Here is a 16023-nt window from a genome sequence, read left to right on the forward strand (position 1 = left end):
ATGTTGCAAAAATCGCAGGAAGAGCCGAAAAAAAAAGAACAAAGAATTTCGGACATACATACACACGTTCTTCCGGGACTTGATGATGGCTCGAAAAGCATAAGCGCCAGTGTTCGGATGCTTCGGAAATCATATCAGCAAGGTGTGCGCAATGTGATAGCAACCCCTCATTATACCGTCTATCACTGGCGGACAAAACCGGAACAGATACAGAGACTTATGGAGCAGATGGCAAAAGCGGTTCAGAAGGCGATGCCGGAGCTGCGACTGTATAGCGGGCAGGAAATACAATATTTTGAAGGCATGGCTGATATGCTTCAGAGGGGAGAACTGCTGACACTGGCGGGAAGTCATTATGTTCTGGTAGAATTCCTTCCCCAGACGCAGTGGAGTCAGATACAGAATGCAGTCCGGGAGCTGCTGCTGGCGGGATATTTCCCAGTGCTGGCGCATATTGAGCGTTATCAGTGTCTAAGAAAGACAGGACGTCTGACAGAGCTTCAGAGGGAGGGCGCTTATCTTCAGATGAATTACGGAAGTCTGATAAAGCTTAGAAATGTCTGGAATTTACGTGAGAGACTGGAACGGCGCTGGTGCCGTAAAGTGTTGCTGGCGGGATATATCAGTTTTTTGGGAACCGATATGCATGGGGTTCATCACCGTGCACCGGACAGTGACAGGGCACTTGCCTGGATCCGGAAAAAAGGCGGGGATACATTGGCCAGACAATTGTCAGTGGAGAATCCAGAAAAAATAATCCTGGATGAACGATTATAAGAGAAACTCTAAAATACATCTGAAACAGATTGGCAGAATGCCGGTCAGAAAAAAAGAAAGAAAAGGAAATTTGTAAGGTATGGAAACGAAAGAGAGTCAAAAACAGGCGTGGGATGACGAGGATGTAATTGATGTCGGAGAGATTTTGTATGCATTGCTCCGGAAACTCTGGATTATCATCGGAGCGCTTGTGATTGGAGGAGCAATTGGAGGGGCATATAGTTACTTTTTGCTCACACCGCAGTACACTTCAACCGCAAAAATCTATGTACTGACAAAAGAAACAACACTGACATCGTTGGCCGACCTGCAGATTGGCACGCAGCTGACGCAGGATTACAAGACGATCATTACCGGCCGCTCGGTCATGGAAGAGGTAGTCGATAAACTTCATCTGGACATGGACTATAAAAACCTGGTTAAGAAGATTGAAGTGGAGAATCCGAAAGATACACGTATTCTGAGCATCTCAGCGCAGGATCCGGATGCGGAAATGGCAAAAAAGATCGTTGATACGACGGCAGAAGTAGCATCGGACTATGTAGGAGAAATCATGGAGATGACACCGCCGAAACTCATCGAGAGCGGTGAGGTGGCTGTTAAAAAGACCAGTCCGAGCAATACCAAAAATGCTGCGATTGGCGCTTTGATAGCAGCCTTTTTGGTGTGTGCATACATCAGCCTGACTGTTATTTTGAATGATACGATTCAGTCAGAGGAAGATGTGGAGAAATATCTGGAACTGCCGGTACTGGCTGTGATTCCGGAGAGCAAGATTCACGGAAGAGGCGAGAAAAAAGTAAAACGTACCTCCGCATCTGGGATATCATCAATCCATTTGCCGGAAAAGAGAAAAACGAAAGAAGGTAGGAGAGCATGGCAAACCAGAATCTGTTCATCCCGGTTACACAGGATGAAAAAAAAGACTATCAATATGAGGAAGCAATGAAAACACTCCGTACCAACATTCAGTTTTCGGGCAGTGGATTGAAAGTGATCATGCTGACCAGCACGATGCCGGATGAGGGAAAAAGTGAGACATCTTCCCAGCTGGCGATTTCAATGGCACAGACAGAGGGACGAGTTTTATTTATTGATGCCGATATCCGTAAATCCGTGCTGGTATCCCGCTTCGGATTCGGGCAGCAGATTTACGGTCTGACGCAGTACCTGACAGGACAGAAACTGCTGGGGGATATTCTGTATCATACCAATCTGCCAAATCTTGACATCATTTTCTCTGGCCCGATGGCGCCGAATCCGGCGGAATTGCTGGGAGAAGACGCATTTGCGCGGCTGGTTGAATGGGCAAGAAATGAATATGACACGATCATCATTGATACGCCGCCTCTTGGAAGTGTCATTGACGCAGCTATTATTTCCCAGCGCTGTGACGGAGCTATCCTGGTAGTTGAAAGCGGGGCGCTCAGTTATCGCCTGGTGCAGAAAGCAAAAAACCAGCTTGAGCGGACGGGCTGCCGGATTTTAGGAGCCGTACTGAATCGTGTCGATATGGCAGGCAGCGGATACTATCATAGATATTATGGAAAATATTCCAAATATAGTAAATATTACGAAAACGAGTCGGATAAATGAAAAAGCAGAATATGATTCGATGGATTGCCGGAGCGGCGCTGGGAATCGCCTGCGTGGGATTCGGTATCCATGCGTATTACAGATATGAAGAGAGAGAAGCAGCCGTGCAGGAGATGGAAGCACGCGGGCAGCAGGAAAACAAGGATGCAGAAGACCAGAAAAATGGGATTTTGACCTGGAATGGAAAGAAATATCGCCGGAATACAGCGATGAGAGCCATTCTTTGTATGGGTATTGATACGAAGGGCGAGATGGCATCACAGGTAGTTTCGGGAAAAGGCGGCGATGCCGATGCCATCTTTCTGATCGCCGAGGACGCGTCCAGAGATCAGGCTCAGATTGTTCTGATTCCAAGAAATACAATGACGGAGATAGAGGTATTTGACTATTTTGGGGAACCTCTGGGGACCGAGACACAGCAGCTGACGCTGGCGTATGCGTTTGGAGACGGGCGGGAAGAAAGCTGTGAACTGACAGCAGAAGCCCTTTCTAAACTTTTATTTGGTCTTAAGATCGACGGATACTTTGCAGTCAATATGGATTCGATTCCCTATTTCAATGATGCAGTCGGTGGTGTGCCGGTTACTGTGGATGATGAGATGGTCGCAAACCAGTATCCAGAAGATTTCAAGATGGGAGAAACAGTCAACCTGACCGGAGATCTGACAGAAAAATATGTCCGCTTCCGGGATGTGGACGAAGAGGGTTCCGCAAGTATTCGTCTTCACCGGCAGAAAGGATATCTGAAAGCGTTTATTCAGAAGGCAAAGGAAAGTCAGGCGGCAGACAAAACCACCATAACTCGGCTGGTGGATGGAATACAGAAATTGGCGATCACCAACATGGCAAAGGACCAGTACATGGACATGGGACTGGCGCTTTTGAACAGTCCGGATGCCATGGAAGACGGTGATTTTATTGAACTGTCGGGAAAAATATATCAGGGAAAATTCGAAGAGTTTTACCCAGATATGGATGAGCTAAAAGAGATTGTCATCAATCTTTTTTATAAAGAAAAAGCTTAAAAAGCAAAGGCTTTGAAAGCCGGAAAGGAAGGTTCAAATGAAAAAGAAGTACGCAGCACTCATGATGGCAGTAGCAATCATGGCAGTGCCGGGCACACTGGCAATGGCAGCGAGCCCGAACACAAACGCGACAGTCAGTCACGGAGGAAGCAGTTCAGGTTCTGCCTCTTCCAAGAGCGCAGGTCTCAATGTAAATGCGGGAACCATTACCAACAAGACATCTACGGGTATCAAGAATAGTGGTCAGAATGGTTCCAACGGTATTACTGTTTCGCAGGGAAATACTGCAAATGGCAGTTCGGTTGGGTTCGCATCCGATCAGCAGATCAAAGACGGCAATAGCTGGGCTGTTGCAGAAAAAGTGTTTGAGATCAATGCAGGTGTTCCGCTGTATCGTGTAACGGGTGATCCGGCACTGGTTGGATATTCTCCGCTTATGCCGGCACAGCAGCTCATGACAACCGATGCAAATGGCGGTGTAGTGAGTGATCCGGTCACGGTAAATATTGCAGTAGCAGCTCTGGGCGATGTTCAGAATGTAGAAATCTACTACTACAGTGAAACCGATCATAAGTGGAAATTAGCTCCGGTCAACGGGATTGATCATGCAACAAACTCTGTTAATGTAACAATTCCGGGCAATGCAGTCTTTACATTGGTTCATAAGAACTAATTGATAAGGCCGCGGAAGCCGGCAGGTACCTGGTAAGAGAGGTACCTGCCGGTACCTTGAGAGGCTGATTTACAAAGTCGATTGCAATAGGCATTGACGGGGGAGCGGTAGATATGTACAGAAGAGATTCAGGCGGATGGATGAAGCATATCGATTTCATCATCCTGGATGTGATTTCTCTGCAGGCGGTATTAATACTTGCCTATGCATGCAGTGGGTATGGATGGGATATATACACACCGATTTTGTATCGGAATATGGCGATTTTCTTAGGACTGATGGATCTGATTTTGCTGGTTTGCCGGGAGACAATGCGGGGAGTCATAAGAAGAGACCATTTTGTGGAATTTATAGTAGCTGTCAAGCAGGCCGTTTTGATAGAAGGCAGTGCTCTTTTATATCTGTTCCTTCTGCAGGAAGGGCAGAGGTATTCCAGGCTGGCACTGATGCTGACGGCTGTCTTCTATATCGGAATCGCATATATTGTGCGTGAATGCTGGAAATGGCATCTGCAGCGAAAAAAAACAGTCGATGGAAACAAGCGCGTTCTGCTGATTGTGACAAATGAGGACATAGCCGGACGGACGGTCAAAACGATCAAGGAAAACAATTATGCACAATACATGATTGCGGGGGTCTGCCTGATCGGATGCCACGAATCGCATGTAGGAGAGAAAATCGAAGAAATCCCTGTGATAGTGGAGGAGGAAGAACTTCCCCATTATGTCTGCCAGGGATGGATTGATGAGGTTGTTGTTATAACCTCAGAGATGGAGCCATATCCGGATAAGCTGCTGAACCAGCTGACAGAAACCGGCGTAACGGTGCATCTGAACCTGGCAAAAGTGACAAGTGTGCCGGGAAAGAGACAGTTTGTGGAGAAAATAGGACCGTATACCGTGCTGACAACGAGCATCAATTATGCGTCGTCTTTCCAGCTTTTTCTCAAACGGATGATGGATGTCATAGGCGGACTGATCGGCTGTGCATTGACGGCGGTACTCTTTTTATTTCTTGCACCTGCGATTTATCTGTCATCACCGGGACCGATCTTTTTTACCCAGGAAAGAGTTGGAAAAAACGGAAAACGGTTCAAAATGTACAAATTCAGAAGTATGTACATGGACGCCGAAACACGCCGTGATGAGCTGATGAAAGAAAATAAGCTGGGCGATGGAAAGATGTTCAAGCTTGATTTTGACCCGCGCGTGATCGGAAATCAAATCATGCCGGATGGAAGCCATAAGACCGGAATCGGTGAATTTATCCGCCGGACAAGTCTGGATGAATTTCCTCAGTTTTTCAATGTGCTGAAAGGAGATATGTCGCTTGTAGGCACCCGCCCGCCGCTGATTTCAGAGACCAATCTCTATGAATTGCACCATAAAGCCAGACTGGCGATCAAGCCGGGTATTACCGGTATGTGGCAGGTCAGCGGTCGAAGTGAAATCACGGACTTCGAAGAAGTTGTCCGCCTCGACCGGGAGTATATCACTAATTGGAATATCGGAATGGATATAAAGATTCTGATGAAGACGGTGATGGTAGTTTTGAGGAGAGATGGGGCGGTGTAAGGGGGGACAAGTTATCCATAAGTGGAATGCTTCGATTGAGAGCAGAGAAAAGCCTGATTTCATGCGGGTTTGCGCGGCTTGACCTTTTCACCTCAACTTATTTCTGCTTGTCACGGTGCGTTACGGCCAGCGTGCTTTCAGGGGTTAATGGCTTCTGGTTGCGCTCTATACTTAACCCATCACAGCGAAAGCTGATAGAGCAGAAAACAGAATAAGGAGGTACGAGGACAAGCCTGCGTATAGATTGTTGTTGCAATCTGTATACAGGCTTGTTGTTGTGCTGTGAAGTAAGTTGAGGGGGTAAAAGTATACGATTGGCAAGAAATACGTGTACATAGATAAAAACACCTTTTGAGGTAATTAGGTCCAAAGAAGACCGGAGGAGTAAATATTATGAAGAATTTCAAAATCGCTGTTGCTGGCACTGGGGATGGAGATATAATAGGGTCAACCAAGAAAAACCACGATAAATAAAGGGTTTTGGCGGCTCGACTCGTTCGACAAAAGTGTTTATTTGCTGACAGGCTGCGGAGAAGCTGAAATCCAGAGGTTATAGGTGGGAGGTTTTGGTGCAGCTCTGTTTTGACCCACAAAATGAGCAGCAAGTAAAAAAATAAGGAGAACGAATCGAGCCTACGGTGGATTGCCATTGAGCAATCCGCCGTGGGCTTGTTTGCTGTTTTATCAAATAAAAAATTGGTGAGGGAGAACAGAACTATGAGAAATTATAAAATCGCTGTGGTCGGCACGGGATACGTAGGGCTTTCGCTGGGAGTGCTTCTGAGCCAGTATCATCAGGTGGTTGCAGTCGATATTGTGCAGGCTAAGGTCGATATGATCAACAACAAGAAATCTCCGATTCAGGATGATTATATTGAAAAATACTTGGCAGAAAAGGACTTGAATTTGACCGCAACGCTGGATGCAAAGGCAGCATATAGCGATGCGGATTTTGTTGTGATTGCGGCACCTACTAACTATGACAGCAAGACCCAGCACTTTGATACGTCTGCGGTTGAAGCTGTAATCAAGTTGGTCATGGAGTATAACCCTAATGCCATTATGGTTATCAAGTCTACGATTCCTGTGGGTTATACGGCAAGTGTAAGAGAAAAGTTCAACAACAAGAACATCATTTTTAGCCCGGAGTTCCTGCGTGAATCTAAAGCCCTTTACGATAACCTGTATCCTTCTCGTATCATTGTGGGTACTGACCCGAACGATGAACGTCTGGTGGAAGCCGCACATGAGTTTGCTGGTCTGCTCCAGGAAGGTGCAATCAAGGAGAACATTGACACGCTGTTCATGGGCTTCACTGAGGCCGAGGCGGTCAAGCTGTTCGCTAACACCTATTTGGCTCTGCGCGTGGCTTACTTCAATGAGCTGGATACCTACGCAGAAAGCAAGGGACTGAACACCCAGCAGATCATTGATGGTGTCTGCCTTGATCCGCGTATCGGTAGTCACTACAACAATCCAAGCTTTGGCTATGGTGGATATTGTCTGCCGAAAGACACCAAGCAGCTTTTGGCTAACTATGCCGATGTGCCGGAAAATCTGATTGAAGCAATCGTGGAATCTAATCGTACTCGTAAGGAATTTATTGCAGACCGCGTTCTGAAGCTGGCTGGCTACTATGGATATGATGCAGAGAATGAGTTCGATGAGGACAAGGAGAAATCCGTCACGATTGGCGTTTACCGCTTGACGATGAAATCTAACTCCGACAACTTCCGTCAGAGTTCTATTCAGGGGGTTATGAAGCGTGTGAAGGCAAAGGGCGCAACAGTCATTATCTATGAGCCGACTCTGAAGGACGGAGAGACATTCTTTGGCTCTGTGGTGGTCAACAATCTGGCAAAGTTCAAGGAAATGAGCCACGCCATCATTGCGAACCGCTATGACAAGTGCCTGGATGATGTAAAAGAGAAAGTTTACACGAGAGATATTTTCCAGAGAGATTGAGGAAAAAGTCATGATAAAAACACGAGATGATTTACAAGATTGTTTGGATAAAGATAAACGAGCTTTGGGGATGAAGAAAAGCAGACCGTCCATTATTGGAGATGAAGTATGGAAATTTGAAATCGCTTTGAGGATGGATGAATTTTATAGAAATACTCAAAAGAACAAATTGGCTGGACTTTTTTGGAAATGGCGACATAAGCAGCTAGGATTAAAATTGGGGTTTTCAATTCCATGCAACTGTTTCGGGGGGGGGGGCTGAAAATAAATCACTATGGTCTGATTGTAGTGCATCCGTTGGCAAGGATTGGAGAATGGTGTGATATTCACCAAGGTGTGAACATTGGACAAAATATCGAAAAAGGCTCTGTTCCGGTAATTGGAGATAATGTTTGGATTGGACCAGGTGTCAAAATGTTTGGCAAGATAACTCTTGGCGCTAATATGATGATTGGTGCTGGTGCAATCGTAAATAAATCGTTTGAAGAGGGTAACTGTACAATAGCGGGAAATCCTGCAATACGAGTAAGTGACCACGGAAATGTGTGGTTTAGAGAATAATATAGAAATTTGGAAGATGAAGTATGAAAGATAAAAAAATATGTTTTGCGGCTTCATCGGGTGGACATTATGAGCAGCTAATGATGTTAAAACCTTTGATGGAAAAATATGACAGTTTTGTTATAACCGAAAAAACAGATTATAGCGCAAAGGCAAAAGGCGAAAAAACATACTACATGAATCAAGTGAACCGCCGGGAAAAAGATTTTGTCTGGCAAATGATTGTAAATACATGGAAGTCCATTGGTATTTATAGGAAAGAAAAGCCAGATGTGGTTATCTGTACGGGCGTTCTGGCGATGATTCCAATTTGCCTTATTGCAAAACTTATGGGGAAAAAGCTTATTTATATAGAATCATTTGCAAAGGTGACTTCGCCCACTGAAACAGGAAAGCTACTTTACAAGTTTGCCGATCAATTTTATGTGCAGTGGAAACCGATGCTGAAGTTCTATCCTAAAGCGATATATTTAGGAGGAATCTATTAAATGGCAGAGAAAATTTTTATAACATTGGGGTCCCAGAAATTTCAATTCAATAGATTGCTTATAGCTGTGGATAAGCTGTGTGAAAAAGAAATCATTTGCGGAAAAGATGTATTTGCGCAGATTGGTTACAGCGATTATGTTCCCCAAAATTATCGCTATAATAATTTCATGGACAGAGAAGAATTTAGCGTGGAAATGGGTAAAGCGGATATAGTGATTACTCATGGTGGAACGGGTGCGATTATTGGTGCAGTAAAAAAAGGAAAGAAAGTCATTGCTGTTCCACGTCTTGCAAAATATGGAGAACACGTTGATGACCACCAGCTTCAGTTGGTTAAACAGTTTGATGATCTGAATCTGATTTGTCCGTGCGGAGACACAAATGAATTAGCAGAGGCAATAGAAACAGTGAAACATACAGAGTATTCGGAATACGAATCGAATACTAATACTATCGTAAAAAGCATTGAAAATTATATAGAAACATTGAGGAGATAATTATGGGATTTGCGAAAAATTTATATAGAAATATTCTGCGTGTTTTGCCGGATAAGCCGGCTCTTTACCTGATTTACTTTAGAGGATATAAAAAAATACTGAATTTGAAAAATCCGCAGTATTTTGGCGAAAAAATTCAGTGGTTGAAATTATACGGGCATCTTGATGAGCTAAGTCGGTATGTTGATAAATATGAAGTCAGAGATTTTGTAGAGAAAACTGTTGGGAATAAGTACTTGAATAAATTGTATGGCGTTTATAACGGATCGGATGAAATCAACTATGATAGGTTGCCTAATAAATTTGTACTTAAGTGCACAAATGGAAGTGGTGCGGTTCTTATTTGCAAAGATAAAAATTCTCTTAATAAAAAGAATGCCGCTACTACGATGAATAAGTGGTTGAAAGATGATTTTTACAAGATGAAAAAAGAACCACAATATAAAGGCGTGAAGAATAGAATAATTGCAGAAGAATATTTGGAAGATGAATCGGGAGCGTTAAGAGATTATAAGTTTTACTGCTATGATGGAGAACCTCTCTATTATGGCGTTTTTACAGACCGTTATACAGATGAAACTGTTGATATGTACGATATGGACGGAAATAAATTAGAGGGTATTATTAACGGTGGAGTAAAAAATAGTGATTATGTTCTGCCACAAGGGAAAAATTTTCCTGAAATGATAGATGTGGTACGAAAGCTGGCAAAACCATTCCAGTTTGTAAGGGTGGATTTGTACATGGCAAACGACCACATTTATTTTGGTGAGTTGACATTTACAGATGGAGCAGGATCTGATCCGTTTACCCCACGCTCGTTTGATCTTGAAATGGCTAAAAGAATTAAATTGGACCGTGTGTTACAGGAAAAATAAAATTTAAGAGAGGTTTATTGTGGAAACACTTATTAAGATTAATGATTTTGTGAATGGAATTGTATGGGGCGTTCCCATTATGCTTCTGATTCTTGGAACTGGTGTCTATTATACAGTCCGATTCGGATTTATGCAGTTTCGCCATCCAGCATGGCTTGTGAAGCAAACAATTATAAAGGCTTTTAAGAAAAAGGATGAAGGGCCGACCGCACAAGGCGAACTTACGAGTTTTCAAGCGGCGATGACATCGGTATCTGCGATAGTTGGTTCCGGAAATATTGCAGGTGCAGCAACGGCAATTGTTATGGGCGGACCGGGAGCACTTGTATGGATGATTTTAGCGGCTTTTGTCGGTATGGCAACTAAATTTGCTGAGATTGCACTGGGTATTAAATATCGTAAAATACATAAGGATGGGACGGTCAGCGGCGGTGCAATGTATTATTTGGCAGACGGCTTGCACCAAAAATGGCTTGGTATTCTGTTTTCGATTTTGGTTATTCCGTTTGCATTTGTTATATCTGGTGTGGTTGATACCAATACAATTGCATTGACATTAAATGAACGATATAGTATCCCGACAGTAGTAACTGGAGTGATTTTAGCAGTATTGGTCGGGATTATTGTATTTGGTGGAATTGGAAGAATTGGTCATGTCTGTGAGGTTGTTGCACCTTTTATGGGCGGAGCGTATATTCTTGCTGGGCTGCTAATCATGATTGTTCATATTACTCAGGTTCCGGGAGCAATCGTAGAAATTATTACAGCAGCATTTAATCCGAAAGCGGCAACTGGCGGAATTGTGGGTTCGGTATTTGTATGCATGAGATATGGTATTGCGAGAGGTATTTATTCTAATGAGGCTGGGTTGGGAACTGCGGCAATGGTGCATTGTGGTGCAAAAGTAAACGATCCCATTGAACAAGCTGTATGGGGACCAGTTGAAGTATTTCTTGATACTGTATTTATTTGTAGTGTAACCGGAATTGCAATTGTACTTTCGGGATTATGGAGTAGTGGTCTTGATGGTGCGGTGCTGACGATGAGAGCTTTTGATTCACTTTTACCTGGCGGAATTGGTGGATTTATTTGTCTGGCTTCGGTTGTTCTTTTTGGATTTTCATGTTTGATTAGTTATTACACCTATGCAGAAAGAGCTGGAGAATATATTTTTGGACAGAAGATAAAGCCGATTATCAAGGCGTTATGGGTTGTTATTATTCTAATTGGATCACAAAGTACACTCGGCTTTGCATGGGATTTGGCCGATACATTTAACGGATTGATGATAATTCCTAATCTTATTGGTATTATTTTGTTGAGTAATGAAGCCGTTAAAATGAAAAATGATTATTTTAAGAGAGACAATGTGGAGAAAATAAAAAAATGAGAATTTTGGTAGTTGGGCCAAGTCCGACAAGATCAAAGGGTGGAATGGCAACGGTTATAGAAGAAATTGAAAAAGATAAGACATTAAATTCTAAATTTAATATAGATATTTATGAATCCTATATTGACGGAAATAAATTAAAGGTTTTATTCTTTTCGCTATTTTCATTTATTAGGTTTTATTTCACAAAAAGAAATTATGATATTTACCATATACATGCAGCTTCATACGGAAGTACATTCAGAAAAGGTTTGTATGTTCATGCCGCGAAAAAGTGGGGCAAAAAAGTAATTTTACATATTCACGGTGCTGAATATATGCTCTTTTATGAAAAAAGCAATCAAAAGGATAAGATTGTTTCAATATTGAAAGAAGCAGATGAGGTTATTGCGTTGTCTGCCGAATGGAAAAAGAAGTTTGATGAAACATTTGGATTAAAAAATTGTGTTGTTCTTGAAAATGGTATAGACACTGAGAGATTGAAACCCGCTATAACGAGTGTCAAAGATCATCCACATACTTTTGTATCTCTTGGGCGACTTGGAGAAAGAAAAGGAACGTATGACCTCATCAAAGCAATAGAACGAGTTAAGGGTCAAATACCGGACATTAAATGTTATTTGGCTGGCGATGGGGATATTGACAGATGCAAGCAGATCGTTGAGGAAAAAAATCTCAAGAGCAATATCTTTATTGTGGGATGGGCTGATTTTGATAAAAAATTAGAACTGCTAAAAAAATCTAGTGTATTAGTGCTTCCATCTTATAATGAGGGACTTCCGATGGCGATTTTGGAAGGTATGGCTTGTGGAAAGGCTATTATAAGCACAACGGTTGGCGCAATTCCAGAAGTAGTGAAAGAAGAAAATGGAATATTAATAGAGCCAGGAGACACTGAAAAGCTCTCAGAAGCTTTAATAACATATTGTATGAATCAAGAGACAGTAGAAAAAATAGGAAAAAATAATATTGCGCTTATTCATACAAAGTACAGCATGGACGCGATGCATCAAGAAATAGCTCAATATTATATTGATGTGATGCAGGAGAAAAGAGTATGAAAAAAATCGGATTAGCAGTATGCTATGACACAAAAAATTTCGGAAGTCAATTACAGGTGCTTGCCACAGTAAAAAAAGTTGAGGAGCTTGGTTATAAGTCGGAAATAATTCGTTATAAAAAAAAAATAACGCCAACTTTTATTGTTCAAACAATTCCTAGATTATTTAATATCTCGTTTTTGAAATCGAAACTTTCTGGGAACCAAAAAGATAATGCACTAAAAAGCAAACCTTTTTATCAGGCACAAGTGCAACAACGAAATCAACGTTTTGATGCTTTTGTAGACAAGTATTTTGCTCCATTGTTTTCGGAATCTTATGGTGGTTGGGAAACACTTGTGGCAAAATGCAAGAAAAACTATGATGCATTTCTTTGTGGAAGTGACCAGCTTTGGCTGCCGAATAATCTGGGAAGCCATTTCTACACGCTTGAGTTTGCACCCGATAATAAGCCCAAGATTGCATATGCAACGAGCTTTGGAGTGAGCCAAATTCCAAATTCTCAAAAAAAGGCTACCGCAAAATATTTGAACCGTTTTCAGCATTTGAGTACCAGAGAACTTGCTGGACAAAAAATCATTAAAGAATTAACAGGGAAAACAGCGCAGGTAGTATGCGATCCCACTCTGTTGTTTGACGCAGAGGGATGGAAACAAATGCTTCCGGAAAAAGAAGTTGTAGAAGAACCGTATGTGTTCTGCTATTTTTTGGGAACAAATGAAGAGCATAGAAAGTTTGCTAATGAGTTCAAAAACAAGACAGGGCTGAAACTGATTACTTGTCCGTTCTTGGATAATTATGTGGAATGTGATTTGAGTTTTGGCGATATTCAGCTCTTCGATATGGATGCAGTAGACTTTGTGAATTTGATTCGTCATGCTGAGTATATTTTGACAGATTCTTTCCACGGCTCTGTTTTCAGCATTCTGAATCACAAAAAATTTATGACGTTTAACCGCTTTAATGCAGGAGCAAATTCAAGAAATAGTAGAATTGATAGCCTTTGTACCTTATTGGGGCTTAGTGAGAGAAGATACAGCGGAGACGTTATGAATGTCGAAAAGGACATCAATTACAACGCTGTTGAAGAAAAACTGGAAAAATTAAGAGCAGACTCAATTAAATACTTGGAGACAGCTCTGAAGTAGGAGAGATAGAAGATGATACAGATATCTGATAAAACAAAATGTTGCGGCTGTACCGCGTGTGCGAGTGTTTGTCCGAAAAATTGCATATCAATGCAATGTGATGGAGAAGGATTTCTGTATCCGGTAGTTGATGCTGATTCATGTGTGAATTGTGGTCTGTGTGAGAGAGTATGCTCACAGTTATCAGAACATGAGGAAGAACGAACAGATCGTGTTAAATATATCGCTTGTCAGAACATAAATGAGAATGTTCGCAAAGTTAGTACAAGTGGCGGTATGTTTGGTTTGTTGGCAGAACAGGTGATTTCTTCAGGTGGCACAATTTGGGCGGCAGGATTTGATGATACAGCCATTGTTGTGCATAAGGAAGCAAGGGAGTTTGATGAGCTGAATGATTTGTATGGCTCGAAATATGTTCAGTCAGATTTGAAAGACACATTCAAAAAAATCAGACAAGAACTAATTACAAGCGATAAAACAGTTTTGTTTGTAGGTACTCCATGCCAGGTAGAAGGTTTACTATATTATCTTGGCAAAAAAGAAAAAGAACACTTGCTTACGGTTGATCTGGTTTGCTATGGTGTTCCGTCACCAGGGCTTTACAAAGAATGGATTCAGGATATTGCTCAAAAACATGGCAGTAAAGTTTCAAGAGTATATTTCCGCGATAAAAAATATGGATATGCAGGTGTCAATATTAAGGTAATGCTGCAAAATGGACAGGCATTGGAAGATATTGTTGATGTTAAAACATATACAAAGACAATGTTCTCCAAACTAGGATTGAGACCGTCCTGTTATAAGTGTGTTTATCGTGGAAGAAATAAGATGTCAGATTTTACGATTGGAGATTTCTGGCAGATTGGTGACTACTCTAAGCAAATGGATGATGATAGAGGAACATCCATTGTACAGATCAATACAAGAAAAGGTGAAGATTTTCTGCATGATATTGGTTCGGAAAAGATTAAAAAGATTCATGTTGAGACATTAGAAAACGATGATTTGAAAAGCAAAATCTATAAAGAAGATTATACTTTTGAAATACCGAAAAATAGATCGCAATTTTTTGAAGATTCTGGGCGAATGTCTTATGATGATTTGATTCAAAAATATTTGCCTGCATCGAGAAAAGACAAAATGGCGACTGCTTTGAAGCCGATTATCCATAAGATGCCATTTTCGCATTTCTTCTTTAGAACAATGAAAAAGGTAAGAATGAACAGGAGAAAAAGAAAATGAATGATAATCAAAAGACCGTAAAAGTTATACATATGGCACCTCTGGGAAGCGGAGGTATCTCAAAACTTACAGTTACGATCAATGAGCTGATAGCAGATAATATTCAATTTGATTATCTGGTTTTTAGAAATAAAAAAGAATTTTTAGAGGATAAAGCAATTTCTCTTGGTGGAAAAAAACAGGTAATTGATGTTGCGAACATAAAGAATGATTTTTTGAAATTTTTTATCAAAATGAGAGCCATGGTCAACCTGTTCAAACGGGAGCAATATGATGTTGTTCATGTGGATGCTTCAACACCATATGATGTCATGGTAGCGATTGCAGCTAAAATCGCTGGCGTTCCAACGATTGTCATGCACTCGCATAATGATAATTTCCAAAGTCAAAAGCCGTTGAGAGATGCTTTTATCCCAATTTATAAATTGCTGATGAAGGTAGTTGTAACGGATTATTTCACAATTTCAGAAAAGTCAGCAAAATTCATGTTTCCTAAATCTGTGTACGAAAGTGGAAACTATACCTTAGTAAAGAATGGTATTGATGTTGAGCAGTATGCTTACAATAAAGATGCCAGAAAAAGAATCAGGGAAGAACTTGGTATACAGGATAAGGTTGTAGTAGGTCATGTAGGTCGTTTTGTATATCAGAAGAACCATGATTTTATTCTGGAAGCATTTGCGGAATTTCACAAACACTGTCTGAATAGCGTATTGTTGCTTGTTGGAGAGGGTGAACTTCTTCAAAGCATTCAAGATAAGGCAAAAAATATGAGAATTGCAGATTCTGTGATTTTCTATGGTGTGACGTATGATATTCCGGGCATATTACAGGCTATGGATATGTTCATATTCCCATCAAGATTTGAAGGTCTTGGAATTGTTGCAATAGAAGCACAAGCTGCTGGATTGCCTACGATTTGTGCAGACACTATTGTTGATGAAGTTGATATTACACCGAAGTTTATTCGTGTACATGGATGGAATCCAAATGATTGGGCAGATCAAATGCTGAAAGTTGTGCCAGATTGTGATAAACGCTCGGATTGCAGAGCAGAAGTAATAGATGCAGGATACGACATTAAAAATACAGCTCAACAACTAGAGAATTTTTATGTTCATTCTGCGCGAATATAAACAGTAGAGGA

The 16023-nt window shown here is 41.5% G+C and carries 17 protein-coding genes; all 17 read left to right on the plus strand.

The genetic code is table 11. The features are described 5' to 3' along the window. Positions 1-777 carry a CpsB/CapC family capsule biosynthesis tyrosine phosphatase gene (locus DW085_RS00995; protein ID WP_118490758.1) on the plus strand — a complete coding sequence of 259 codons (777 nt, stop codon included), beginning with the start codon at positions 1-3 and terminating at the stop codon, positions 775-777. 79 nt (positions 778-856) lie between these two features. Beyond that, the gene (locus DW085_RS01000; RefSeq protein WP_118490760.1) at positions 857-1726 is read left to right on the plus strand and encodes a Wzz/FepE/Etk N-terminal domain-containing protein; all 870 of its coding nucleotides are present in this window, start codon (positions 857-859) and stop codon (positions 1724-1726) included. Beyond that, positions 1654-2373, plus strand: a complete 720-nt coding sequence (locus tag DW085_RS01005; protein WP_118472777.1) for a CpsD/CapB family tyrosine-protein kinase — start codon at positions 1654-1656, stop codon at positions 2371-2373. The genes DW085_RS01000 and DW085_RS01005 overlap by 73 nt, the downstream gene beginning before the upstream one ends. After that, on the plus strand, positions 2370-3398 hold the full coding sequence (locus tag DW085_RS01010; protein WP_118482117.1) for an LCP family protein: 1029 nt from the start codon (positions 2370-2372) through the stop codon (positions 3396-3398). The genes DW085_RS01005 and DW085_RS01010 overlap by 4 nt, the downstream gene beginning before the upstream one ends. 37 nt (positions 3399-3435) lie before the next feature. Further along, positions 3436-4071 carry a hypothetical protein gene (locus tag DW085_RS01015; protein ID WP_118482116.1) on the plus strand — a complete coding sequence of 212 codons (636 nt, stop codon included), beginning with the start codon at positions 3436-3438 and terminating at the stop codon, positions 4069-4071. Between the two features lie 113 nt (positions 4072-4184). Further along, the gene (locus tag DW085_RS01020; protein WP_118490762.1) at positions 4185-5645 is read left to right on the plus strand and encodes a sugar transferase; all 1461 of its coding nucleotides are present in this window, start codon (positions 4185-4187) and stop codon (positions 5643-5645) included. A gap of 717 nt (positions 5646-6362) precedes the next feature. Next, the gene (locus DW085_RS01025; protein WP_118490764.1) at positions 6363-7610 is read left to right on the plus strand and encodes a nucleotide sugar dehydrogenase; all 1248 of its coding nucleotides are present in this window, start codon (positions 6363-6365) and stop codon (positions 7608-7610) included. 10 nt (positions 7611-7620) lie between these two features. Continuing rightward, entirely contained in the window at positions 7621-7872 is a 252-nt protein-coding gene (locus tag DW085_RS01030; protein ID WP_118490766.1) for a hypothetical protein, read from the plus strand. After that, positions 7845-8171, plus strand: coding sequence for a serine acetyltransferase (locus DW085_RS01035; RefSeq protein ID WP_118490768.1), 327 nt, complete (start codon positions 7845-7847; stop codon positions 8169-8171). The genes DW085_RS01030 and DW085_RS01035 overlap by 28 nt, the downstream gene beginning before the upstream one ends. 23 nt (positions 8172-8194) lie before the next feature. Continuing rightward, a complete protein-coding gene (gene pssD, locus DW085_RS01040; RefSeq protein WP_118490770.1) occupies positions 8195-8659 on the plus strand; it encodes a PssD/Cps14F family polysaccharide biosynthesis glycosyltransferase in 465 nt (154 codons plus the stop codon). After that, a complete protein-coding gene (gene pssE, locus DW085_RS01045; RefSeq protein ID WP_118490772.1) occupies positions 8660-9157 on the plus strand; it encodes a PssE/Cps14G family polysaccharide biosynthesis glycosyltransferase in 498 nt (165 codons plus the stop codon). 2 nt (positions 9158-9159) lie between these two features. Continuing rightward, a complete protein-coding gene (locus tag DW085_RS01050) occupies positions 9160-10035 on the plus strand; it encodes an ATP-grasp fold amidoligase family protein (protein WP_118490774.1) in 876 nt (291 codons plus the stop codon). Between the two features lie 19 nt (positions 10036-10054). Next, positions 10055-11425 carry a sodium:alanine symporter family protein gene (locus tag DW085_RS01055; protein WP_118490776.1) on the plus strand — a complete coding sequence of 457 codons (1371 nt, stop codon included), beginning with the start codon at positions 10055-10057 and terminating at the stop codon, positions 11423-11425. Further along, positions 11422-12486 (plus strand): glycosyltransferase family 4 protein, encoded by a 1065-nt coding sequence (locus DW085_RS01060; RefSeq protein ID WP_118490778.1) that lies wholly within the window; start codon positions 11422-11424, stop codon positions 12484-12486. Before DW085_RS01055 ends, DW085_RS01060 begins: the two co-directional genes overlap by 4 nt. Further along, on the plus strand, positions 12483-13634 hold the full coding sequence (locus DW085_RS01065) for a polysaccharide pyruvyl transferase family protein (RefSeq protein ID WP_118490780.1): 1152 nt from the start codon (positions 12483-12485) through the stop codon (positions 13632-13634). Before DW085_RS01060 ends, DW085_RS01065 begins: the two co-directional genes overlap by 4 nt. Positions 13635-13646: 12 nt before the next feature. Next, positions 13647-14876: a Coenzyme F420 hydrogenase/dehydrogenase, beta subunit C-terminal domain gene (locus tag DW085_RS01070; RefSeq protein WP_118490782.1), complete on the plus strand. Its 1230-nt coding sequence runs from the start codon at positions 13647-13649 to the stop codon at positions 14874-14876. Further along, entirely contained in the window at positions 14873-16012 is a 1140-nt protein-coding gene (locus tag DW085_RS01075; RefSeq protein WP_118490784.1) for a glycosyltransferase, read from the plus strand. The genes DW085_RS01070 and DW085_RS01075 overlap by 4 nt, the downstream gene beginning before the upstream one ends. The last annotated feature ends 11 nt before the right edge of the window (positions 16013-16023 follow it).

Origin of the sequence: Clostridium sp. AF50-3, from assembly GCF_003477445.1 — a bacterium.
In the GTDB taxonomy this organism is placed as follows: Bacteria; Bacillota; Clostridia; order Lachnospirales; family Lachnospiraceae; genus Otoolea; species Otoolea fessa.